At 65.4% G+C, this 20,147-nt stretch carries 18 protein-coding genes; 8 read left to right on the forward strand and 10 right to left on the reverse strand.

From position 1 onward, the window contains the following. Positions 1-62: 62 nt before the first annotated feature. Together recF and U8330_RS01155 are read left to right on the forward strand one after the other, a co-directional pair. Positions 63-1,193 carry a DNA replication/repair protein RecF gene (gene recF / locus U8330_RS01150; protein ID WP_323103300.1) on the forward strand — a complete coding sequence of 377 codons (1,131 nt, stop codon included), beginning with the start codon at positions 63-65 and terminating at the stop codon, positions 1,191-1,193. 4 nt (positions 1,194-1,197) lie between these two features. After that, the gene (locus U8330_RS01155; protein WP_323103302.1) at positions 1,198-1,956 is read left to right on the forward strand and encodes a molybdopterin-synthase adenylyltransferase MoeB; all 759 of its coding nucleotides are present in this window, start codon (positions 1,198-1,200) and stop codon (positions 1,954-1,956) included. 21 nt (positions 1,957-1,977) lie between these two features. Here the strand turns inward: U8330_RS01155 and U8330_RS01160 are convergent, their stop codons facing one another. After that, positions 1,978-2,982 (reverse strand): D-glycerate dehydrogenase, encoded by a 1,005-nt coding sequence (locus U8330_RS01160; RefSeq protein WP_323103303.1) that lies wholly within the window; start codon positions 2,980-2,982, stop codon positions 1,978-1,980. Between the two features lie 209 nt (positions 2,983-3,191). Here U8330_RS01160 and U8330_RS01165 point away from each other — a divergent pair, with 209 nt between their 5' ends. Further along, entirely contained in the window at positions 3,192-3,728 is a 537-nt protein-coding gene (locus U8330_RS01165; RefSeq protein WP_416236889.1) for an SH3 domain-containing protein, read from the forward strand. Between the two features lie 39 nt (positions 3,729-3,767). Here U8330_RS01165 and U8330_RS01170 read toward each other — a convergent pair whose 3' ends face one another. Together U8330_RS01170 and U8330_RS01175 are read right to left on the reverse strand one after the other, a co-directional pair. Continuing rightward, positions 3,768-4,760 (reverse strand): adenosine kinase, encoded by a 993-nt coding sequence (locus tag U8330_RS01170; protein ID WP_323103304.1) that lies wholly within the window; start codon positions 4,758-4,760, stop codon positions 3,768-3,770. A gap of 108 nt (positions 4,761-4,868) precedes the next feature. Continuing rightward, positions 4,869-5,027, reverse strand: coding sequence for a hypothetical protein (locus tag U8330_RS01175; protein WP_323103305.1), 159 nt, complete (start codon positions 5,025-5,027; stop codon positions 4,869-4,871). Between U8330_RS01175 and U8330_RS01180 the strand changes: the two genes are divergently transcribed. Continuing rightward, entirely contained in the window at positions 5,026-6,216 is a 1,191-nt protein-coding gene (locus tag U8330_RS01180; protein ID WP_323103306.1) for an MFS transporter, read from the forward strand. The genes U8330_RS01175 and U8330_RS01180 overlap by 2 nt on opposite strands. A gap of 22 nt (positions 6,217-6,238) precedes the next feature. Here U8330_RS01180 and nth read toward each other — a convergent pair whose 3' ends face one another. After that, positions 6,239-7,075 carry an endonuclease III gene (nth, locus tag U8330_RS01185; protein ID WP_323103308.1) on the reverse strand — a complete coding sequence of 279 codons (837 nt, stop codon included), beginning with the start codon at positions 7,073-7,075 and terminating at the stop codon, positions 6,239-6,241. A gap of 151 nt (positions 7,076-7,226) precedes the next feature. Between nth and U8330_RS01190 the strand changes: the two genes are divergently transcribed. The 4 genes from U8330_RS01190 to U8330_RS01205 all read left to right on the forward strand — a co-directional run bounded on the left by U8330_RS01190 (position 7,227) and on the right by U8330_RS01205 (position 9,627). Beyond that, positions 7,227-7,703: a DUF2244 domain-containing protein gene (locus tag U8330_RS01190; RefSeq protein WP_323107078.1), complete on the forward strand. Its 477-nt coding sequence runs from the start codon at positions 7,227-7,229 to the stop codon at positions 7,701-7,703. Between the two features lie 80 nt (positions 7,704-7,783). Then, positions 7,784-8,656 carry a bifunctional helix-turn-helix domain-containing protein/methylated-DNA--[protein]-cysteine S-methyltransferase gene (locus tag U8330_RS01195; protein ID WP_323103310.1) on the forward strand — a complete coding sequence of 291 codons (873 nt, stop codon included), beginning with the start codon at positions 7,784-7,786 and terminating at the stop codon, positions 8,654-8,656. 465 nt (positions 8,657-9,121) lie between these two features. After that, entirely contained in the window at positions 9,122-9,265 is a 144-nt protein-coding gene (locus tag U8330_RS01200) for a hypothetical protein (protein ID WP_323103312.1), read from the forward strand. Between the two features lie 11 nt (positions 9,266-9,276). Beyond that, on the forward strand, positions 9,277-9,627 hold the full coding sequence (locus tag U8330_RS01205) for a hypothetical protein (protein WP_323103313.1): 351 nt from the start codon (positions 9,277-9,279) through the stop codon (positions 9,625-9,627). Between the two features lie 41 nt (positions 9,628-9,668). Here U8330_RS01205 and U8330_RS01210 read toward each other — a convergent pair whose 3' ends face one another. The 6 genes from U8330_RS01210 to U8330_RS01235 all read right to left on the reverse strand — a co-directional run bounded on the left by U8330_RS01210 (position 9,669) and on the right by U8330_RS01235 (position 20,147). Continuing rightward, a complete protein-coding gene (locus U8330_RS01210; RefSeq protein ID WP_323103314.1) occupies positions 9,669-10,523 on the reverse strand; it encodes an AraC family transcriptional regulator in 855 nt (284 codons plus the stop codon). A gap of 351 nt (positions 10,524-10,874) precedes the next feature. Continuing rightward, on the reverse strand, positions 10,875-12,641 hold the full coding sequence (locus U8330_RS01215; protein ID WP_323103315.1) for a PAS domain-containing methyl-accepting chemotaxis protein: 1,767 nt from the start codon (positions 12,639-12,641) through the stop codon (positions 10,875-10,877). Positions 12,642-13,046: 405 nt separating this feature from the next. Next, entirely contained in the window at positions 13,047-14,771 is a 1,725-nt protein-coding gene (locus U8330_RS01220) for a calcium-binding protein (RefSeq protein ID WP_323103317.1), read from the reverse strand. Between the two features lie 111 nt (positions 14,772-14,882). Next, entirely contained in the window at positions 14,883-16,694 is a 1,812-nt protein-coding gene (locus U8330_RS01225; protein WP_323103318.1) for a hypothetical protein, read from the reverse strand. After that, positions 16,673-17,779 carry a glycosyl hydrolase family 8 gene (locus U8330_RS01230; RefSeq protein WP_323103319.1) on the reverse strand — a complete coding sequence of 369 codons (1,107 nt, stop codon included), beginning with the start codon at positions 17,777-17,779 and terminating at the stop codon, positions 16,673-16,675. Before U8330_RS01230 ends, U8330_RS01225 begins: the two co-directional genes overlap by 22 nt. Beyond that, a complete protein-coding gene (locus U8330_RS01235) occupies positions 17,772-20,147 on the reverse strand; it encodes a cellulose biosynthesis cyclic di-GMP-binding regulatory protein BcsB (RefSeq protein WP_323103320.1) in 2,376 nt (791 codons plus the stop codon). The genes U8330_RS01230 and U8330_RS01235 overlap by 8 nt, the downstream gene beginning before the upstream one ends.

Below are 20,147 nucleotides of genomic sequence, written 5' to 3' on the forward strand. Positions count from 1 at the left end.
GCCTGCCGGGTGCTCTGCCGTCATGGTCGTTGCAGCCATGCGGTCCTGCTTGAAAGCTTCGCATGGCGCAGAAAATCTCCCTTTCCCGGCTCAAGCTCACGGATTTCCGGAATTATACCGGGCTTACCCTGCCGCTCTCGCCGCATCACATCGTGCTGACCGGGGAAAACGGGTCTGGCAAGACCAATCTCATGGAGGCCGTCTCCTTCCTTTCCCCCGGACGTGGACTGCGCCGCGCGCCCTATGCCGATGTGACCCGTGTGGGTGCGCAGGACGGGTTCTCCGTCTTTGCCGTGCTCGACGGCATGCAGGGCGAGGTGGAGATGGGCACCGGCACGGCGGGCAGCGAGGACGGCCAGTCGCGCCGCCTGCGGCTCAACGGCACGCCGGCGAAGACGATCGACGAACTGCTCGACCATTTGCGCGTGCTCTGGCTCACCCCCTCCATGGATGGGCTCTTCACCGGTCCGGCCGGCGACCGGCGCCGCTTTCTCGATCGTCTGGTCCTCTCGCTCGATCCGGACCATGGCCGGCGCGCCAGCGATTTCGAGCGCGCCATGCGCAGCCGCAACAAGCTGCTCTGCGAGCCTTCGCCGGATCCCGTCTGGCTGGATGGGATCGAGCAGCAGATGGCCGGGCTCGGCGTCGCCATGGCGCTGGCCCGCACGGAAATGCTCGGCCTGCTGACGGCCCTGATCGCCGACAGCCGCGCCGATGGCGGCTTCCCCAAAGCGAGCCTCGCGCTGACCGGCTTTCTCGATGGCGAGACCGAGCGTTTCGCCTTCGACCTCGAGGAGGAGTATCAGGCCAGGCTGCGCAGCGGCCGCTGGCGCGATGCGGCAGCCGGGCGCACGCTCGAAGGCCCTCATCGCGCCGATCTGCTGATCCGCCATCAGGAGAAGGATATCGAGGCCGAGCGCTGCTCCACCGGCGAGCAGAAGGCGCTGCTCGTCGGGCTCGTGCTTGCCCATGCCCGCCTGGTGGCCAACATGACCGGCGCAGCGCCCATCCTGCTGCTCGACGAGATTGCCGCCCATCTCGATGCCGGCCGGCGGGCGGCGCTCTTCGATCTCGTCGACGACCTCGGCGGCCAGGCCTTCATGACCGGCACCGATCGCGCCATGTTTGCCGCGCTTGGAGACCGCGCCCGCTGTTTCACCGTTGCCAACGGCACCATCCGCGAGGAAGACTGAGCCCATGACCGAGGCGCTGACCCCTGACGAGATCGGGCGCTATGCCCGCCACATCGTTCTGCCGGAAATCGGCGGCGCCGGGCAACAGGCGCTGAAAGCCGCGCGGGTGCTGGTCATCGGGGCGGGCGGGCTCGGCGCGCCCGTGTTGCACTATCTCGCCGCCGCCGGTGTGGGCACGCTCGGGATCGTCGATGACGACACCGTTTCGCTTTCCAATCTCCAGCGCCAGATCATCCACGGCACGTCGGATATCGGCCGGCCGAAGGTGGAGAGCGCGGCGGAGAGCTTGTTGCGTCTGAACCCGCATGTGGCTGTCGTGCCCCACGCGCAGCGCCTCGATACTGCCAGTGCTGCCGATCTCTTCGCCGGCTATCACATCATCGTCGACGGCTCCGACAATTTCGACACGCGCTTCCTCGCCGCCGATCACGCCGAGGCGGCCCGTGTGCCCATGGTCACCGGCGCCGTCGGCCGGTTCGATGGGTCGGTGACCGTCCTGATGCCCTATGCACACGATGCGGACGGGCGGCAAAACCCAGGCTATCGCGATCTCTTTCCCATGGCCCCGCCGCCGGGTACGGTGCCGAGCTGCGCGGAAGCCGGGGTGGTGGGTGCGCTGACGGGGGTCATCGGCACGCTTCAGGCCATGGAGGTGATCAAGCTCATCACCGGCGCCGGCGAGCCGCTGATCGGCCGGCTCCTGCTCTATGACGGTCTGGCCGCCCGCTTCGAGACGATCCGCTACCGCCGAAAGCGAGTGTGATCCGGCTGGCGTTCTTTTCAGTCAGTTGCGGCCGGGCAGGACGCGGTCCGGCGGGCGGTGCCCGTCGAAGAAGGTGCGGATGTTGATGATCACCTTGTCGCCCATGTCGACCCGGCCCTCGATGGTGGCCGAGCTCATATGCGGCAGCAGCACCACCTTGCCCTCCGCTGCGAGCTTGACGAGCTTGGGGTTCACCACCGGCTCGTTCTCGAAGACGTCGAGCCCGGCGCCGGCAATCCGGCCTTCGCGGATGCATTTGATCAGCGCGGTCTCGTCGATGATGCCGCCGCGGGCGGTGTTGACGAGGATGCTGGTCGGCCGCATCAGCTGCAGCCGGCGGGCCGAGAGCAGGTGATAGGTCGCGGGCGTCGACGGGCAGTTGACGGACACGATATCGACGCGGGCCAGCATCTGGTCGAGGCTGTCCCAATAGGTGGCCTCCAGCTGCTCCTCGGTCTCTCGGCTCACTCGTTTGCGGTTGTGGTAGTGGATCGACAGGCCGAAAGCTTTCGCGCGGCGGGCGACCGCAGTGCCGATCCGCCCCATGCCGACAATGCCGAGCCGCTTGCCGCCGAGGCGGCGGCCGAGCATCCAGGTGGGGGACCAGCCTGCCCATTCATGGCGGCGGTCGGTCAGGATCGTGGCGCCTTCCGCCAGCCGGCGCGGCACGGCGAGGATCAGCGCCATGGCCATGTCCGCCGTGTCTTCCGTCAGCACATTCGGCGTATTGGTGACCGTGATGCCGCGCCGGGCGGCGGCGTCGATGTCGATATTATCGACGCCGTTGGAGAAGCTGGCGATCAGTTTCAATTGCGGTCCGGCTTGTTCGATCAGCGTCTGGTCGATCCGGTCGGTCACCGTCGGCACCAGCACGTCGGCGTGCTGAACGGCTTCCAGAAGCGCCTCGCGGCTGCGTGGCACGTCGTCGATGTTAAGCTCGGCATCGAACAATTCGCGCATGCGCGTCTCGACGAGATCGGGCAGCTTGCGCGTGATGTAGACCCTCGGCTTCTTCTTCGATGTCATTGCCACGATCAGCCTGTTGACGGGTTTTTAACCAAGATGCGGGATCGTTGGTCCTGCAGCCTTATCTAGCAGAAACGTTATCTAGCAGAGACACAGGCGAACACAACATGGCCCGCGCTGCCGCCCGACGCAGGTTGCGACCGATGGGCGCGCAGCGATGCCGGAGTGGCAAGATGTCGATGATCGACGGTTTGAAAACGGAATATCTCATGCGCCGGTTCCCTCGCCTTCTGTTCCTGGCCCTGATGCTTGCACTCAGTGGCGCCGGAGGCTCTGCGGAGGCCTTTGCCCAGGCGGCGAAGGGCACGAGCGGCCTGCCGTTGCCGCGCTTCGTCAGCTTGAAGTCGAAGAGCGTCAACCTGCGGGTCGGGCCCAGCCTCGATTACGCCGTGGCCTGGCGCTACCTGCGCTCCGGCATGCCGGTGGAGATCATTCAGGAATATGACAATTGGCGCCGCATCCGCGATGCCGACGGTACGGAAGGCTGGGTCAACCAGGCGCTTCTGTCCGGCGAGCGCACGGCACTGACCGCACCCTGGATGCGCGGAAAGGGCGAGGGCGTCTTCGTCAACATGCGCCGCGAGCCGCAGGCCAATGCTGCCATCGTTGCGCGTATTGAGCCCGGCGTCGTCGTCAAGGTCGGCGAGTGCACGGGCGATTGGTGCCGAGCCGAGGTCAACGGCGCCGAGGGCTGGCTGGTCCAGGGCGAGATCTGGGGCGCCTATCCGGGCGAGGCGTTCAAATAGGGCTTGTCTTGGGAGCGACCGCGCTTCGCGTGAACCGTCTTAGAGAAGCCCGAGCCGCTCCGCCTCCACCTTCAACGATACCATGGGCCGTGGGCCCACCTGCTCGATGACGATGCCGGCCGCCAGGCTGCCGAGCGCACCGCAGCGCTCAAGCGGCAAGCCTGCCGTGTAGCCGAACAGGAAGCCTGCAGCATAGAGATCGCCGGCCCCCGTGGTGTCGACAACGCGCGCGACGTCATGCGCGGCGATCCGCACGCGGTCTGTCCCGCGCAGAATAATCGATCCGTCCTCCGAGAGCGTCACTGCCGCGAGCCGGCAATCCTTGGCAAGTGCCGAGAGCGCCGCCTCGAAGTCCTCCGTCTCGTAGAGCGCCAGAACCTCGGCGCGGTTGGCGAAGACGATGTCCACCGTGCCGCTGCGCATCAGCTCCAGAAACTCGGCGCGATAGCGGTGGACGCAGAAACTGTCCGACAGCGTCATCGCAACCTCGCGCCCATGCGCGTGCGCGATGCGCGCGGCATCGCGGATCGCATCCTTGGCGCGCGGCGGATCCCAAAGGTAGCCCTCGAAATAGGTGACGCGAGCCTCGGCCACCACGTCCGGCTCGACATCCTCCGGACCCAGTTCCACGCAGGCGCCGAGATAGGTGTTCATCGAGCGCTCGCCATCCGGGGTGACGAAGATCATCGAACGGGCGGTCGGCGGCTGGCTTCCGAGCGGCCGGGTCTGGAAATGAACGCCCTGCGCGCGGATGTCGTGGGTAAAGATCTCGCCCAGCTGGTCGCTCGCCACCTTGCCGAAATAGGCGGCCCGGCCGCCGAGGCTGGCAACGCCGGCCGCCGTATTGCCGGCGCTGCCGCCGGAGGCCTCGAGCGCCGGGCCCATCCGGCTGTAGAGGAGTTCCGCGCGCTCGGCATCGATGAGGTTCATCGCGCTCTTGATGATCTCGTTGTCGTCGAGGAAGCGATCCTCGCAGCGCGCGATGATGTCGACGATGGCGTTGCCGATCGTCAGGACGTCGAATGTGCTCATGAACCCCGCCTTCGATATGGCCTTCGGCCGGGTCTTAGCGGATTTGCCGCGCGGAAGGAAAGTCTCTTCGCCATGCTGCTGCCCGCTTGCGGCGAGAAAACCGGCTGCCTAAGTGCGGCCGGGCGAATCGTCGCGCAGGCCCGGCCGGCATTGCGGGCCGGCAGGCGGCGTGCGATAGGCCTTGGCGAGGTATCGGCTGGCGAAGACCGGCCGGGCCGCCGGCAGACGACCACGCGGTGCGCCGGCGGAGGGAGAAAGGTTTGACATGGTGGATGATGTCCGATCCGCGCCGGCTGCATTGTCGCCCGCGCTCACCCTGCTGCTCGCCTTCGCCTGCGGATTGATCGTTGCGAACCTCTATTATGCTCAGCCGCTGGTGGGGCCGATCAGCGCCTCGCTCGGCCTGACGCCGGCCTTTTCCGGTCTCGTCGTCACGCTGACGCAGATCGGCTATGCGATCGGCCTGCTGCTGATCGTTCCGCTCGGAGACCTGTTCGAGAACCGGCGCCTCATCCTCATCATGCTGTCGATCGGCGCCTTGGCGGTGCTGGCTGCCGGGCTCGCGACCGGGGCGGTGCTGTTCCTCGGCCTTGCCCTGGCGATCGGCCTGACCTCGGTCACGGTCCAGATCATCGTGCCCTATGCCGCCCAGATGGCGCCGGCAGCGCGGCGGGGCAGCGCGGTCGGCAATGTCATGAGCGGGCTGATGTTCGGCATCATGCTCGCCCGCCCGATCTCCAGCCTGATCGCTGCCGTCCTGTCCTGGCACATGGTCTTCGTGCTTTCGGCTGCCGCCATGGCGGTGCTGGGCCTCGTTCTTGCTCGCAAGCTCCCCACCCGCCAGCCTTCGGCCGGGCTAACCTATGGCGCGCTGATCGGGTCGCTGCCGCATCTGGCCTTGACGCAGCCGGTGCTCCGCCGGCGCGCGCTCTACCAAGCCTGTCTCTTCGCCGCCTTCAGCCTTTTCTGGACCGTGACGCCGCTCCTCCTGTCGAGCCCGGTCTTCGGCCTGTCGCAGTTCGGCCTGGCGCTGTTTGCGCTGGCGGGTGCGGCCGGCGCCTTCGCGGCGCCGCTTGCCGGCCGGCTCGCCGATCGCGGCTGGAGCCACCTCGGTACCCGCATCGCGCTGGTCGCAGCCGCCAGTTCCTTCCTGCTCACCCATATCCTGCCGCTCGGCAGCACGGGCGCTCTGGCGCTGATGGTGCTGGCCGCCATCACGCTCGACTTTGCGGTTTCGACCAATCTCATTCTCGGCCAGCGGGCGATCTATGGCCTCAGCGAGGCGCATCGCAGCCGGCTGAACGGCCTGTTCATGGCCTTCTGCTTCGTCGGCGGGGCGATCGGCTCGGCGGCCGGCGTGTGGATCTATGCGCGGGAAGGCTGGTGGGGCGCCTCGCTTCTCGGCTTCGCTCTGCCGGCCGCAGCGCTGCTCTACAGCGGCACGGAAAGGCGCTGAGCCTAAACGGCCCGGCGGCGTTTCAGACGTCGGTCAAGGGCAAGGCTGCGGCTTCTTCCGGCGTGGCGGCTTCGGCGGCGATTGCCTGGGCAGGCAGCTCGACGAGCGGCGCGGGGATGGCATTGGTCTTCTCCGCCGCCTTGCAGAGATCGGCAATGATGCAGCGCTCGCAGTCGGGCTTGCGGGCCTTGCAGACATAGCGCCCATGCAGGATCAGCCAGTGATGGGCATGGTAGAGATAGGCCTGCGGAATGACCGCGAGCAGGGCATCTTCCACCGCATCCGGCGTCTTGCCCGGCGCGAGCTGCAGCCGGTTCGCCAAGCGGAAGATATGGGTATCGACCGCCATCGTCGCCTGGCCGAAGGCCATGGACAGCACGACATTGGCGGTCTTGCGCCCCACCCCCGGCAGAAGCACCAGCGCCTCGCGCGTCTGCGGCACCACGCCGCCGAAGTCGCGCACCAGCATCTCGCTCAGCGCCATGACATTCTTGGCCTTGTTGCGGTAGAGCCCGATCGTGCGGATGTAGTCGCGCACCCGGTCTTCGCCGAGCGCCAGCATTTTTTCCGGCGTGTCGGCGGCGGCAAAGAGCGCCCGTGTCGCCTTGTTCACCCCGGCATCCGTTGCCTGGGCGGAAAGCGCCACGGCGACGACGAGCGTGAAGGGATTCACATGTTCGAGCTCGCCCTTCGGCTCCGGCCGCTGGATCGAGAAGCGGCGGAAGATCTCTTCGATCTCGGCCGGCGTATAGGCTGTTTTCACGCGGCGGGCGCGGCTGCTCTTGCGCGGGCCGGGCTTGACTGTCGTCCGCGCCTTGGCGCTGGAATGCGGGCCCGTCTTGGTCTTCGGCGTCGTCATGCGGCGAGATGTCCCGGCGTTCTGGGAGGGCAAGGCCAAGGCGGCCTCTCCCGCTTGCGGCTTTGCCGCTCTATATTCTGCAGTGTGGAAGGAAGGCAACATGCGCGACGGTGAGAAAGACCCGACCCTTCAGCCCCCGCCGGCCGAAGCGATGCCGCCGGCCGACAGGCCTGTCTTCAGCGCCGAGCTGACGCCCTATCGCTCGCTTGGTCGCAAGGGCCTGCGCGTCTTCCTCATGATCGCCGGGCTGATGAGCCTCGTGCACGTCTTCGTCTTTCTGGTGATCGGCGCCTGGCCGATCGTCCTGTTCTTCGGCCTCGATTTCGTGGCGCTGTTTGCAGCCTTCTGGTTCAACAACCGGGCGGCGCGGGCGCGAGAGGAAGTCAGCGTGTCGCGCACGGATGTCTCGGTGCGCAAGTTCGCCGCCTCCGGGCGGATGACCGAGCTGCGCTTCAATCCCTTCTGGACCCGGTTCACCGTCGATCGTCACCAGGAGATCGGCATCGTCTCCATGCGCCTCAGCGACCGGCGGCGCGCGACCGATATCGGCTCCTTCCTCAACCGGGACGACCGCGAAACCTTCGCCACCGCGCTGAGCGGCGCGCTCGCCACGGTGAAGCGGCGATAGGGCTTTGTGGCCGGCGCAAGAATCGGGTGGCGACGGGCTCACTGCCATGCTCTTCTCTCCTTCGTCAGAGGAGCCCCGCCATGATGATCGCACCCCGCCTCCAAACCGAAATCACGCCCTCCGGCGCCGATTACGAAACCGTATCGCGCGTGGTGGCCTTGATCACCGAGGATTACCGGGACCAGCCTTCGCTGGAGGCGATTGCCGCCGCGCTCGGCCAATCGCCGACCCAGCTGCAGAAGACGTTCACGCGCTGGGCCGGGCTCTCGCCCAAGGCGTTCCTGCAGGCCGTCACCCTCGATCACGCCAAGCGGCTCCTGGGCGCGGACGATCTGCCGCTGCTCGAAACCAGCCTGGAGCTCGGCCTTTCCAGCCCCGGCCGCCTGCATGATCTCTTCGTGACCCACGAGGCCATGTCGCCCGGCGAGTGGAAGCGCAAGGGCGAGGGGCTCACCCTGCGCTACGGCTTCCACCCGTCACCCTTCGGAACCGCGCTGGTCATGGTCACCGACCGTGGGCTTGCCGGTCTTGCCTTCAGCGATGCCGGCGGCGAAGAGGCGGCCTTTGCGGACATGGCCGTACGCTGGCCCGCCGCCGCATTTCTTGAGGACAGCCGGGCCACGGCGCCCTTTGCGGCGCGGATCTTCGAGCCCGAGCGCTGGCGGGCGGAGGAACCGCTGCGCGTCGTGCTGATCGGCTCGGATTTCCAGCTCCGTGTCTGGACGGCGCTGCTCGACATTCCGCTCGGCCGGGCGGAAACCTATTCCACCATCGCGCGGCGCATCGGCCAACCGACGGCCTCACGCGCCGTCGGCGCCGCCATCGGCCGCAACCCCGTCTCCTTCGTCGTCCCCTGCCACCGCGCGCTCGGCAAAAGCGGCGCACTCACTGGCTATCACTGGGGCCTGACCCGAAAGCGCGCCATGCTCGGCTGGGAGGCCGGGCGGATGTAGGCGCGTGTCTTCTCATGCTCTCCGTTCGCTCGGTGTGAAGCCCTGCAGAGCGCCGGTGTTCCAGACGTTCCGAACGGACCAGACCGTCATCGGGGATACCCAGTTCCAAGCTCTCGCACCCACCTGTTATCTATAGTCGACAGTACGTAGTGAATGTCCCATACGCGGCTTTGCCGAGCAGGCGGCAAGGCTGGCTGCGGTCAATACCAAGCATAGACGCATCGTTCGAAAACCCTTTTCTGAAGCGCCGCACGGTGCTGCGGCCCGTCCTTCTTTCGCCTCAGGCGGAGCGCGCTGCGCCCGTGTCTGCGAAATCGAACGTCCGTCCTGTCAGACCGGACGGATCTGCCGCTTGACGGCGCCGTAGCCGCGCGGCGAGCTTCGGGCCATCGGCTGTTCCCAAACATACAAGACCGCGGAAAGGCAGAGCCCTAAGCTCGCACCATTGAGACACGGAGATGAGCCATGGATTTCACCGCCCCTTCGAGCAGAACGCAGCTTGCCACTATCGAACGCCTTGCCGGGCAGAGCCTTCGGCTTGCCACGCCGGAGGCCATCGACGCACGCTTGGTGCGCTGGGTGGAAACGGCCTTTTCGGCCGCGGCTTGAGGGAGGCCGCCATGATCGTAGAACGCATCGGACAGGGTCTCGCCGTCATCCTCGCCATTGGCGCCGGCCTGCATGGCTATGGCTCCTTCCCTGCTTATTCGCGCAGCGACCCGGCGCTTGCCTGGTCGGTGGGCTCCGCCTTCTTCGCCCTCTTCCTGGCGGCGCTCTGCATTTATGCCGAGGCAAGCGGGGCGGGAAAGGGGCTGTCGCTGTTGATCCTTGCCGGCCTTCTCGCCTGGTTCGTGACCGTGCTCGCCTTCGGCGCCCTGATCGGCAATGTCGCCGATCCGCGCGTGCTTTATCATCTCGTCGTCACCGCGGCCCTCATGGTCCGTTTCGCCCTGCGCAGCGCCGCGGCTTGAAAGAGACGAGGGGCTGGACGCTTTGCGCGCGTCCCCCGAGCTCAGGCTGAGGAGACGGGAGATCGATCTGCGGCCTCTTCGTAGAACAGCCGGCCGAAACGGTTGTCCCGGGCGGCAAAGCGGGCCGGCGGCAGGCCGGCCAGATTGCGGAAGACGCGGGTGAAATGGGCCTGGTCGTGAAAGCGATCGAGCGCGGACTGGATCATCAGCCGTGCCGAGCCATGCTGCGCCAGGCCGCGATACAGCTGCTCGAAGGCGAGGATCGTCTGGATCCGGCTGGGCGAAAGGCCGATGTCGCGCTGGAACTGGGTGAGCAGATGCCGGCGCGAATAGCCGGTGCGCTGTGCCAGTTCCTCCAGCCCCATTCTGTAGTTGCCCTTCCGCATCATCTGGAGCGCGACATCCGAAAGGCGCGCCGTCGGCACATCGCGGCCAAGCAGCCAGGCCGCGAGCCCGGCGCGCACCAAGTGGGCCGCCTCCAGCGGCGTCGGCGCGCTGCGCGTGCGCTCCATCAAACGCCGGGCCAAGGGCCCCAGAACATCCTCGACATCGACGATCTCTCCGGAAAGGGCGGAGAGCGGGCCTGCGTGAAAGGCCGCAAGCCCGGTCGTCGTGAACTCCACACCGATGGTGGCGAGCGGCTCTGCTGGTGCGGAGAGAACAGCCGGCCTTTCCCACTGGCCGACCAGCACCGCCCGGCCGGCAGGGACCTCCCAGCGTGTGGACCCCGCCGAAGCCGTCAGCCCGCCCACCAGAGGCAGGATCAGCCGCGTCCGCCCATTCGGCACCACCGTCCGCAGATCCCCCACCGGCAACCCGCACGCGCTCTCGAACAGCCAGATCTGATGGACTTGGCGGGCAAGGAGCGGGGGGAGGGCAAGGCGGATCAGGCGCATCAGGCAACCGGTGGCGTTCGGTGCATATTAGCAGAAATTGAAGTGTGCGTCATGACGGGCACAGGCTGGCTCTCCGCGCTGAGCCTCAAGCTTTACCGACCGAGCCTGCCGAAGCTTGCGTCCTGAGCATTCCTCCTTCGATCTGCGAAGGCGCGGTCTGCTCATGGCCGCGTTGGCCGAATGGTCGGAGCCCACTCAGACCGAGTATCGAAGGCGGACGTCGGTCCTTGCGCAGGACAAAGGGGTGGCGCGGGAGCCGGTGGCGCCACCCCTTCCGTCGAGCAGGAGCGAAAGGGGTGCTCTTGCCCGTGCCGAACCCCGCCGCGTGGGAGGCGCGCGGCGGGGTTCGGATCAGAACTCGCTCCAGCGTTCCTCCTTCACTGCGGCATTGCCGCGCTGGGCAGCGACGACGCGCAGCGGGGGGGCAGCCGGCGCGGCGGGGGCGGCCTGGGGCCGGGACGGCGCGTAGGACGGAATCTGATCGCGCAGGGTGAACCGGCCGATCTGCTGGAAGAGCTTCTGCGATTCATTCGCCAGGCTGTGGGCGGCAGCGCTGGTTTCTTCCACCATGGCGGCATTCTGCTGCGTGCCTTGGTCGATCGAGTTGATCGCCGTGTTGATTTCCTTCAGTCCGGTTGCCTGCTCCTGCGCGGCCTTGACGATCGCGCCGACATTGCTGTCCACCTCGACCACCTGCGCCACCATGCTGCGCAGCGCGCTGCCGGTCGTATCGACCAGCGAGACGCCCTTGGCGACGAGCTGGTTGGAGGCGGTGATGAGATCCTTGATCTCCTTGGCGGCGACCGCGGAGCGCTGGGCGAGATCACGAACCTCCTGCGCGACGACGGCAAAGCCCTTGCCGGCCTCGCCGGCGCGGGCGGCTTCCACACCGGCATTGAGCGCCAGAAGATTGGTCTGGAAGGCGATCTGGTCGATCACGCTGATGATGTTGGAGATCTCGGTGGAGGAGCGCTCGATGTCGCCCATCGCCTCGACCGCCTCGCTGACGATCGTCCCGGATTGCTCGGCATTGCTCTTGGCCAGCCGCACGAGGTCGCCGGCCTCCTTGGCGCGATGGCTGGAATCGTTGACGGTCGTGGTGATCTCTTCCAGAGCCGCGGCCGTTTCTTCCACCGAGGCGGCCTGCTGTTCGGTCCGGTGCGCCAGATCGTTGGAGGCGGACTGGATCTGCTGCGACGCGGCTGCGATCGCTGCCGCATTGGCGGCAATCGTCGACATGGTGGACGACAGGCTCTGCGTCGTGTCGTTGAAGTCGATCCGGATCGGCTCGAAGGCCGGCAGGAACGGCTGGTCGATCGTCCGCGTCAGGTCGCCGCGTGCCAGTGCCTGCAGGCCGTCCGCCAGCGTGTTGACGTTGTTGACGCGGCCGGTGACATCGGTCGCGAACTTCACCACCTTGAAGACACGGCCGTTCATGTCGAAGATCGGGTTGTAGGAGGCTTGGATATAGACCTTGCGGCCACCCTTGCCGATGCGCATGAACTCGTCCGCTACGAACTCGCCGCCGGCAAGCTTCGCCCAGAACTGGCGGTATTCATGGGTCTGCGTATAGGCCGGGTCGCAGAACATGGCGTGCCGCTGGCCCTTGATCTCCGACAGCTGGTAGCCGAGCGTATTGAGGAAGTTGTCGTTGGCCGTCAGGATCTCGCCCTGCGGCGTGAACTCGATGACGGCCTGGGCGCGCGACAGCGCATCCAGCTTGCCGCTGTCTTCGGCGGATTTCAGCTTCTGCGCGGTGATGTCGGTTGCGAACTTGATGACCTTGTAGGGCTTGCCGCCGCTGAACACCGGGTTGTAGGACGCCTCGATCCAGATCTCCTTGCCACCCTTGGCAATGCGCTTGTACTGGCGCTGGTCGAACTCGCCCCGCGCCAGCTTGGCCCAGAACTCGCGATAGGCGTCCGTTGCCGCCTCTGCCGGATCGACGAAGATCCGGTGATGCTTGCCGACGATCTCAGCCAGATCATAATTGAGGGCGCGGCAGAAATTCGGGTTCGCCGTGAGTATCGTGCCGTCCAGTTTGAATTCGATGATTGCCTGCGACTTGCTCATGGCCGCCAAGACAGCCCTCGCATCTTTTCCGCCCATTCCGAGCATTGTCCTACCTCCGTATGATCCAGTGGATTTGGCAAGGCGCCTCATGCCTCTTCAGCGAAACCTTGATCGCTGAGGACGATCTTCACGGAGATTGATTAAATTGTTATAAAGTAACATCTAAATTACGAAAGGCCTTGCGGTTTGGATCACAGGCACTTAAAATATTTTTTTCGAATGCGCTCATTCGCCTCAATCGCGACCACTTCATCAATTGGAAAATGCGTGCCTAAAAGCTTACGTGGATAACCTACGGTCGCAGACCGTCAAAAGTGGAGTTGGCGAAAAAAAGGCGAACGCTTCCTTGCGCTTGGGGTCCACGCAAGGATCGTTCGCCAAAGCAGGAGGCGTAATGTTGTTACGCCGCCTGTTGAAGCTCAAGGTTAATCTAATGAAAGTTAGATTTTCCTAAAGAATAAAGCTGCCATTGTCGAAGGTCAGATGCCCCTGCAGCTTGATTGCAAAGTCGGCCTTACCATCACCATTCACATCGCCGGAGAGAACCGTCGCGCCCTTTGCGTAATCGACATGCAATTCACCTGCTTTCTTGTGGAATTCTTTCTCGCCGATGAAATGGAAGGTCTGGTCTCCCGGCCGCAGCGTATTGGCGTCGATCGCGGAAAGGTTGATCCTGTCGCCCTCCTTGCGGCTGAAATCGGTGATCACGTCCGGGTGCCGCAGGGTCGATTCCTCGACGGCTTTGAACACGAACTGGTCCGCACCGGTGCCGCCGGTCAGGATATCGGCCCCGAGACCGCCCCACAGTGTGTCCTTGCCGCCCATGCCGTTCAGCATATTGGCGGCATCGTTGCCGTTCAGACCGTTATTGGCAGCATTGCCCGCGCCGTTGATCGTGCCATGGCCGATCAAGGTCAGCACCTCGAAATTGGCGCCGAGCGTATAGCTCTTCGTGCTCTGAACCGTGTCGTGGCCGCCATTCGCGGCTTCGAGCAGCAGGGTCTTGGCATCATCGATCACATAGGTGTCGTTGCCCTTGCCGCCGGCGATGTGGCCCATGACCACGCCGCCCCGGTTATCGAAATAGTCGTTGCTGCCATAAAGGTCGACATCGCCCTTGATGGTGCCGCTGTTGACGATTGTCTGCTTCCCCTGTCCGCCCACCAGGGTCGCGCCGGACGCGGAGATCAGCGTGCCGGCATTGTCGAACGTGCCGCCGGAGGCCTTGGACAGATCGACCGCCGCGCCCTTCCAGCCGAAGATCGTCCCGCGATTGGCGGCGTCCACATGGGCGCCGGTGACGAGGAGGCCAATGGCTCCCTTTGCCGAGCCGGTATTGTTGACGATGGCATCGTCGGCGGCGATCCGCAGCGCAACACCACCCACTTCGATGCTTTTGCGGTTGGTCACGATGCCCTCGTCGCCGACCAGCGCGATCCCGTCCTTGCCGGCATTCAAGGCGCCTGAATTGGTGACGATCTGGTCTTTTCCGCGGGCGATGATGGCGCTGCCGCCGCTGCCGATCTTGCCGTTGTTGGTGATCGTGTCGGCCGTGCCGCTGACGAAGATCCCGTCCCCCTTGTTGCCGATCGTGCCATTGTTGGTGACAAGGCCCTTGGCACCTGTGAGGTGGATGGCATCGGCGGTCGTGGAGCCGATCCGTCCATTGTTCGTCACATTGGCCCGGTCGCCGGCCACGAGGATCGTGTCCTTCGTGCCGTCGATCGCGCCGTTGTTGACGATCATGCTCTTTGCGCCATGGATGTCGATCGCGTTGCTGGCGCCGGAGGTGATGCTTCCCTCGTTGGTGATCTGGGCGCCGGCGCCGGTAACGATGACGCCGGTGAGCTTGGCGGAAATTCCGCCGCGGTTGATGATCTCCATGCCGTCCGCGATCGCGGTGATCCCGGCCCGCTGCGCATTGATCGCCCCGGTGCCGGAAACGACCACCGAACCATGGATATCGCCGGCCGCACCGCTGCCGAACACGATGCCCGTGCCGCCGGCCGTCAGCTCCCCGTTGATCACGATCATGCGATCGGGGGCATTGCCGCTCGCCACGATGCCTTCCCGGTCCGAATAGAGCAGCACGTCCTTGACAAGGATCAGCATCGTGTCCGGATCCTGGAACGCATAGGGCCCGGTGGTCGAAGTGGAAATGAGCTTTTTCTTCATGGGAGCAGGTCCGTAAGGGGATCAGGCCTCTGGCTGATCGACGAGAAGAGGGGCCTGACCGGCACCGAAGTGCCGGTCGAAATCACGTGTTTCGTTTAAGAGACGGAACGATCAGCTGTCGGACGCGCGCAGGTAGTCGAGCAGGGTCTTCGGCTTGGACTTGGTCTTTGCTTCAACCTCGACCCGGCGGGCCTGCGTCGGCGCGCGGCGCTTGCTGCCCTGCTTGTAGATCTTGAAGGCATCCAGCGATGCGTAATCGTCGCCATATTCCGCCTTCAGGGCGCTGAGCGAGCGGTAATTCTTGGCGCGTGCCGCCAGAACGGCAAGGCCCACGACCCCACCCTCGGTCGGCTCCCAGGAAACGGACTCGTCGAACCAGGTCCTTGCCGTCGCCTTGTCGTTTGCGGCCAGATACTTCCAGCCGAGCGCCTGGGCGCCGAGCGCGGACTTCTGGTCGGTCACGAGCTCTTCGAACATGGCATCGTCTTCCTTGGCGAGCTCCAGCTTCGAGCCCTTCTCGGTCAGAGCCCCGGCAACGATCTCGATGTACTGGCGGCCCACTTCGGGAGCTGTCTTGGCATAGCGCCGTGCGAGCTTCAACGCGTCCTCGTCCTTCTCCATCTGCCGCAGCGACAGGATCAGCCCTTCGATGCTCTTTGGATCCCGCTTGTACTTGGAAGCCTGCAGGAACCAGGCGCCGGCATTTTCCCATTCTTTCTGGGCATAGAAATACCAGCCGATCAGATTTGCATCGGCAGCGGAGGATTTCCGCTCGATGAAGTTAACAAAGCGTGCAATCTCGTCGGCGTCCGGGGTCTTGGTGAAGTCGCCATTCTCGATGAAAGCACCGATCTGCCGGCGCAGGCCGTCATAGCCGATATCCTCGAACTCGTTGCTGCCGTCGGCCAGGGTGCGGCCGAGCGCGAGAAGCGAGGTGGTGCCGGCCTGCGGCATGAGAAGGGCGGCCTTCTGCACCGTGGCGAGGCGCAGAGCCGGGTCATCGCAATTGCTCAGGATATAGTGATAGACGTCGAAGGCGTCTGCCATGTTCTCCGTCTTGGCAAAGGCTTCGGCGACGCTCCACTGAACCTGCATCTCGCCGCAGACCATGATTTGCGGCATGGCCTTTGCGGTCGAGATCACGTCGTTCCAGCGGCCCTGCTGATAGGCGCTGTCGATCAGCTTGCGGGTTTCGCCGAGCTTGAGCTTGGTCATCAGGTCTTCAGAGGGTTCCCAGTTCGGGTTCACGCTCTGTGCCTTGGCGATCTCTGCGCGAACCAGCGCGTAGTTGCCGGTCGCGTAGATATCCCAGAAGGGCTGTTCGTCGACCGCCGGACCTTGCGTGAACAGATCACGCGGGGGCTGCCAGTCCGGATAGAGGTTCTGCAGGCGGCGCATTTCCGCACCGACGCGCTTCAGGTCGCGGGTCGAGACATAATAGCGCAGCGCCGTAACGTCGACGGCGGGGGCTGCGTTCGCCTCTGTCGCGGGCTTGGTTTCAAACGGATTGATGGAGCCCGTTGCCGCTGCATCCGGCTGCGGTGCGGCGGTGGCAACCGGTGCCGGTGCGAGAGCGACCGGAACAGGGGCTGCGGGGGCCGCGGCGGCGGCTGCCTGCTGGGGGCGAAGGAAGGGGTTCTGCCCGGGAGCGACCGGCGTGATCGGCTGGGCGAGCGGCGCCGAAACAGCGGCGGAGGACTGGCCCGGCAGCGCGAAGGCGGCATTCACGCCCTCGACCTTCTGGCCGGGCACGGCCTTTTCGCCAAGCAGATCGGCCATGTTGAGGCTGTTGGCGTTCAGCTGCGTAATATCCTGAGCGCGCAGCGTCGATCCCTGGTGAAGAGCGGGGAGAAGGTCCGGATCGAATAGGAAGAGCGCGGTGGCTGCGAAGAGAGACAGCTTCAGTTTTGATCGGGAAGACATTGCGGAAACCTCTCTGAAAGGGCGATAACACTCAAAAAATGAAGCGTCGTTGAATAATAATCGGTCAGTTCAAATTCAGGGATCGCGCGGGGCGCGGGGCTGCGTCCCAGGCTGCAGGACAGAAGCCCGCTGACGGCGCGATAGCCGGGCTGGGGCATGGCGGCGAGCGGGGCCGCGGTGGAAAGCTCCATGACATGCGGGCCTGCCGGGTCTTCCGACCACCGCCGCTCCAGGCCAGCCAAGAGCGCGACGGAAGGGCCGCCGAGCCAGGCGGCGTAGAGCGGTACGCGAACCGCTTCGTAGCCGAAGACGCTCGCAAAGCCGTTGGCCGGGGTCGGGTCGCCGCTTTTCAGCGACAGCCAGTCGGCCGGCAGGCTGCTGCTCCCGAACCGCCCCTTTTCCAGGAGGCGCTGGCCGGAGGCGAGAAGCGCCTTGGCCGGGAAGCTCTCGTCCAGCTGGCCGAGCTCGTCGAGCGCGGGAAACACCCAGTAGGACAGGTTGACGATCGGACCGTCCGGATTGGCCTCCGCCGAAAACCCATGGGCGGCCGGCAGCAGAATCGTGCCGAAGTCCTGGCTTTCGATGATCGCCTTGCTTTCCAGATCCTTGAGGATCATCCGGGCAGCTTCGGCATAGTCCGGTGCGTTCCAGATCCTGGCCGCCCGGGCCAGAGCCCAGGCGACCAGCAGGTCGCCATCCGTGGCATTGTTGGAATCTGCGACATGCGGCGTTGCCTTCGGATCCCATTTCCAGGCGGACAGCGCATCGCCGCGGACGCGCAGTTCCTTCTGTGTCCACGACCAGAGCGCCTCGAAGCCTGCCTGGTCGTTGGCGGCGACCGCCATCAGCATGCCGTAGCCCTGGCCTTCGCTGTGGGAGATGCCGCCATTCGCCTGATCGACGACCCGGCCTTCGTCCACAAAGACCGACTTGTAGAGCCACCAGGCACCGGCCAGGTAATCGCCGGGGAGGATGGTGGTCATCGCGGCATCCCCTTTCGTGACCGGCCCGGTGGCGAAGGCAGGCGCTGCGATAGAGAGCAGCATTGCCACGCCGGCCGCCAGGCCGAATGCTGCCTTAGACATTCTTTTCCCGCCCGGTGAGAAGCGCCATGTAGGTGCCGATGCCAAGCAGGATCGCCGAGGCAAGAAGCGCGACGATGTAGATCGAGGCGTTGTTGGCCAGCCAGCTCGCCAGCACCAGCCGCAGGTTGGAGAGGCTCATCGGCTGGGTCTGGAACAGCGTCTGGTTCTTCGCTTCCTGCCGGTCGAGCACGCTCCCGGTCTGGGAGAAGGCCTGGACTGCGCCGCCAAGCTTGTTCCAGACATTGACGTCGGTCAGCACATCGGTGCCGGCTGCAATCTCATTGGCGCTTTTGGAAGCAACCACCGTCCACAACCCGCCGTCGCGCGCCGTGTTCTGGGCAATGAGGAAGGCGGTTTCGGCCGTGGGGGCATAGCTCGGGCGGGCACCATCGACACCCAGCAGCGAACGGAAGGGGCCGATGTCGAACTTCGACAGTTCACCGACCACCTTCTGGCGGGTGACCTGCAGGAGGTGAATGGCGGTTTCGGCAACGCCGTCCGTCGGAGCGGAAAGATCCGCCGCCTGGTCCAGCAGGCCGGCGACGACCTGGCGCTGGGCATCGGCATGCGGGCCGAAATTCTCCATTGCGGCCACTTCGAAAGGCGAGGCCTTGGCACCGGCCATGTTGCGCAGGTTGACCAGGTTGAGGTTCATGCGGCTGACCAGTTCCGAGGGCAGCGTGTCATAGCCACCGAAAGCGATCAGGTTCGTGCTCATGGTCGGCAGGATGGAGGTGTAGTGCATGGTCTTCACCTGGCCGGAGGAGAAGGCCATCTTGGCGACCATGGTGGCGGCGGCGTCGACGCTCTTGGCCTCGTAGTTCGGCGCCAGAAGGTAGGTCGGCGCGTCGTCGCCCGCGTCGATCCCGGAGCGCAGGCCGGAGGAGAGGCCGGCGATGTCGGGATAGCGGCCGACGCGTGCGTAGTTCGGAATGTCGAAATAAGATCCGCCATCGATCGACAGGCGGACATTGGCGGTCGCCGCATCGACGGACTGGCAGGCATTGTCCGCCTCCGAGGGCAGGCGCGCCTCGATGCGCAGCGTGTTCTGGCCGGGGCGCAGCGCGGCAAAGGGGATCGGCAGGCGCTGGTCGCGGATCGCGCCGCCGCGGGCCGAGCTCAGCGGAATGTTGGCGACCACCTTGTCGTTTGCCTTCACGACCAGCTCGGCATTGGGCGACAGGCCGCCGGCATAGAGCGCGTTGAGGTGGAAGTTCATATTGGAATAGGCGCCCGGGTAGAAGTCGGACGGCATGGTGAAGGTAACGGTCGAATTGGCGTAACGACCGTTGAAGGGCTTGGCCATGTAGCCGAGGTCGGAGAGAGAGACCGTTTCGCCGGGGGCGAGCAGGCGGCCCTTGATGTTCTGCAGGGCAGCCAGACCCTCCGGCGTGCCGACCGGCTGTTCGTTGAGCGCCTGGCGGACGAATTCGGCAGCCTTGGCATCGAGGTCGCCTTCGCTCTGGCCGGCGATGACCAGGCTGCGGCGATCGTCTGTGGCGCCGGCAGCGACCACGCCACCGCGCATGCTGGCGGCTTCGCTGAGGCCCGGAGCGGAACCCAGCGCATCCACCGTGCCGATATAGATGTCGATGCCGGGGCCCGTGCCGGGCGTCGTGGCGAACTGAACCTTCGGGTGGCTGAAGTTGCCGGCGATGGTGAGAGCCTGGATGACTGTCAGCGCCCGGTCATAGGCGTTCATCTGGGCGCCGGCGGGCAGGATCACCCGCAGATCGGTCCGCCCCTCGACCGTGCCGGACATCGGCATCAGGTCGACCATCGACAGGCTGCCGGTCTTGTGGCCGGCAAAGACGAAGCCGCTCGTCGCAGGATCGATCTTCGTCCACAGCTCGTAGGTGGCATCGATGCTGCAATCGACGCGGTGGCGGTGATCGGCTTCGAGCGAGATCGCGTTGTAGCCCGGCTGGATGACGCCGGCCGGTACGGCAAACTCCACCCGGCGCGGATCGCCGGCAACGAGACCAGCCGTGCCGATGTCCTTGCCGTTGATGCGCACGACGAGGGCCGAGCGTTCCGGAGCGGCGGAGATCGCGGTCTGCAGGGTCAGCACCAGCTTCGCCGTCGTCGAGGCTTCGTCGGGAAGCGCGAAGAAGGACAGCTGGCGGCTGGCGGTTTCGCCGCCGAAGAAGAGGTCGTACTGGCTGGCGGCCATCTTGCGGAACGTGCCGCCATCCTGACCGAGATCCGGGGCAGCCGGAGCCGCAGCACCGTTGCCCGCAGCGGCCGGAGCCGCCGCCGGGGTGTTGAACTTGAACGGCACGGCCGTATCGGCGAAGGCGGGGGCGGCAAGGCTGCCCAGCGCGATCGAGGACAGGAGAGCCAGAGAGAGTGTGCGTGTCTTGAACAT

Source organism: Rhizobium sp. CC-YZS058, assembly GCF_034720595.1.
Taxonomy (GTDB): domain Bacteria; phylum Pseudomonadota; class Alphaproteobacteria; order Rhizobiales; family Rhizobiaceae; genus Ferranicluibacter.

Excerpts from the sequence above, each read along its gene's own strand:
- recF (WP_323103300.1), top strand. The coding sequence starts at position 63 with ATGGCGCAGAAAATCTCCCTTTCCCGGCTCAAGCTCACGGATTTCCGG.
- U8330_RS01155 (WP_323103302.1), top strand. The coding sequence starts at position 1,198 with ATGACCGAGGCGCTGACCCCTGACGAGATCGGGCGCTATGCCCGCCAC.
- U8330_RS01160 (WP_323103303.1), bottom strand. The coding sequence starts at position 2,982 with ATGACATCGAAGAAGAAGCCGAGGGTCTACATCACGCGCAAGCTGCCC.
- U8330_RS01165 (WP_416236889.1), top strand. The coding sequence starts at position 3,192 with ATGCGCCGGTTCCCTCGCCTTCTGTTCCTGGCCCTGATGCTTGCACTC.
- U8330_RS01170 (WP_323103304.1), bottom strand. The coding sequence starts at position 4,760 with ATGAGCACATTCGACGTCCTGACGATCGGCAACGCCATCGTCGACATC.
- U8330_RS01180 (WP_323103306.1), top strand. The coding sequence starts at position 5,026 with ATGGTGGATGATGTCCGATCCGCGCCGGCTGCATTGTCGCCCGCGCTC.
- U8330_RS01175 (WP_323103305.1), bottom strand. The coding sequence starts at position 5,027 with ATGTCAAACCTTTCTCCCTCCGCCGGCGCACCGCGTGGTCGTCTGCCG.
- nth (WP_323103308.1), bottom strand. The coding sequence starts at position 7,075 with ATGACGACGCCGAAGACCAAGACGGGCCCGCATTCCAGCGCCAAGGCG.
- U8330_RS01190 (WP_323107078.1), top strand. The coding sequence starts at position 7,227 with ATGCCGCCGGCCGACAGGCCTGTCTTCAGCGCCGAGCTGACGCCCTAT.
- U8330_RS01195 (WP_323103310.1), top strand. The coding sequence starts at position 7,784 with ATGATGATCGCACCCCGCCTCCAAACCGAAATCACGCCCTCCGGCGCC.
- U8330_RS01200 (WP_323103312.1), top strand. The coding sequence starts at position 9,122 with ATGGATTTCACCGCCCCTTCGAGCAGAACGCAGCTTGCCACTATCGAA.
- U8330_RS01205 (WP_323103313.1), top strand. The coding sequence starts at position 9,277 with ATGATCGTAGAACGCATCGGACAGGGTCTCGCCGTCATCCTCGCCATT.
- U8330_RS01210 (WP_323103314.1), bottom strand. The coding sequence starts at position 10,523 with ATGCGCCTGATCCGCCTTGCCCTCCCCCCGCTCCTTGCCCGCCAAGTC.
- U8330_RS01215 (WP_323103315.1), bottom strand. The coding sequence starts at position 12,641 with ATGCTCGGAATGGGCGGAAAAGATGCGAGGGCTGTCTTGGCGGCCATG.
- U8330_RS01220 (WP_323103317.1), bottom strand. The coding sequence starts at position 14,771 with ATGAAGAAAAAGCTCATTTCCACTTCGACCACCGGGCCCTATGCGTTC.
- U8330_RS01225 (WP_323103318.1), bottom strand. The coding sequence starts at position 16,694 with ATGTCTTCCCGATCAAAACTGAAGCTGTCTCTCTTCGCAGCCACCGCG.
- U8330_RS01230 (WP_323103319.1), bottom strand. The coding sequence starts at position 17,779 with ATGTCTAAGGCAGCATTCGGCCTGGCGGCCGGCGTGGCAATGCTGCTC.
- U8330_RS01235 (WP_323103320.1), bottom strand. The coding sequence starts at position 20,147 with ATGTTCAAGACACGCACACTCTCTCTGGCTCTCCTGTCCTCGATCGCG.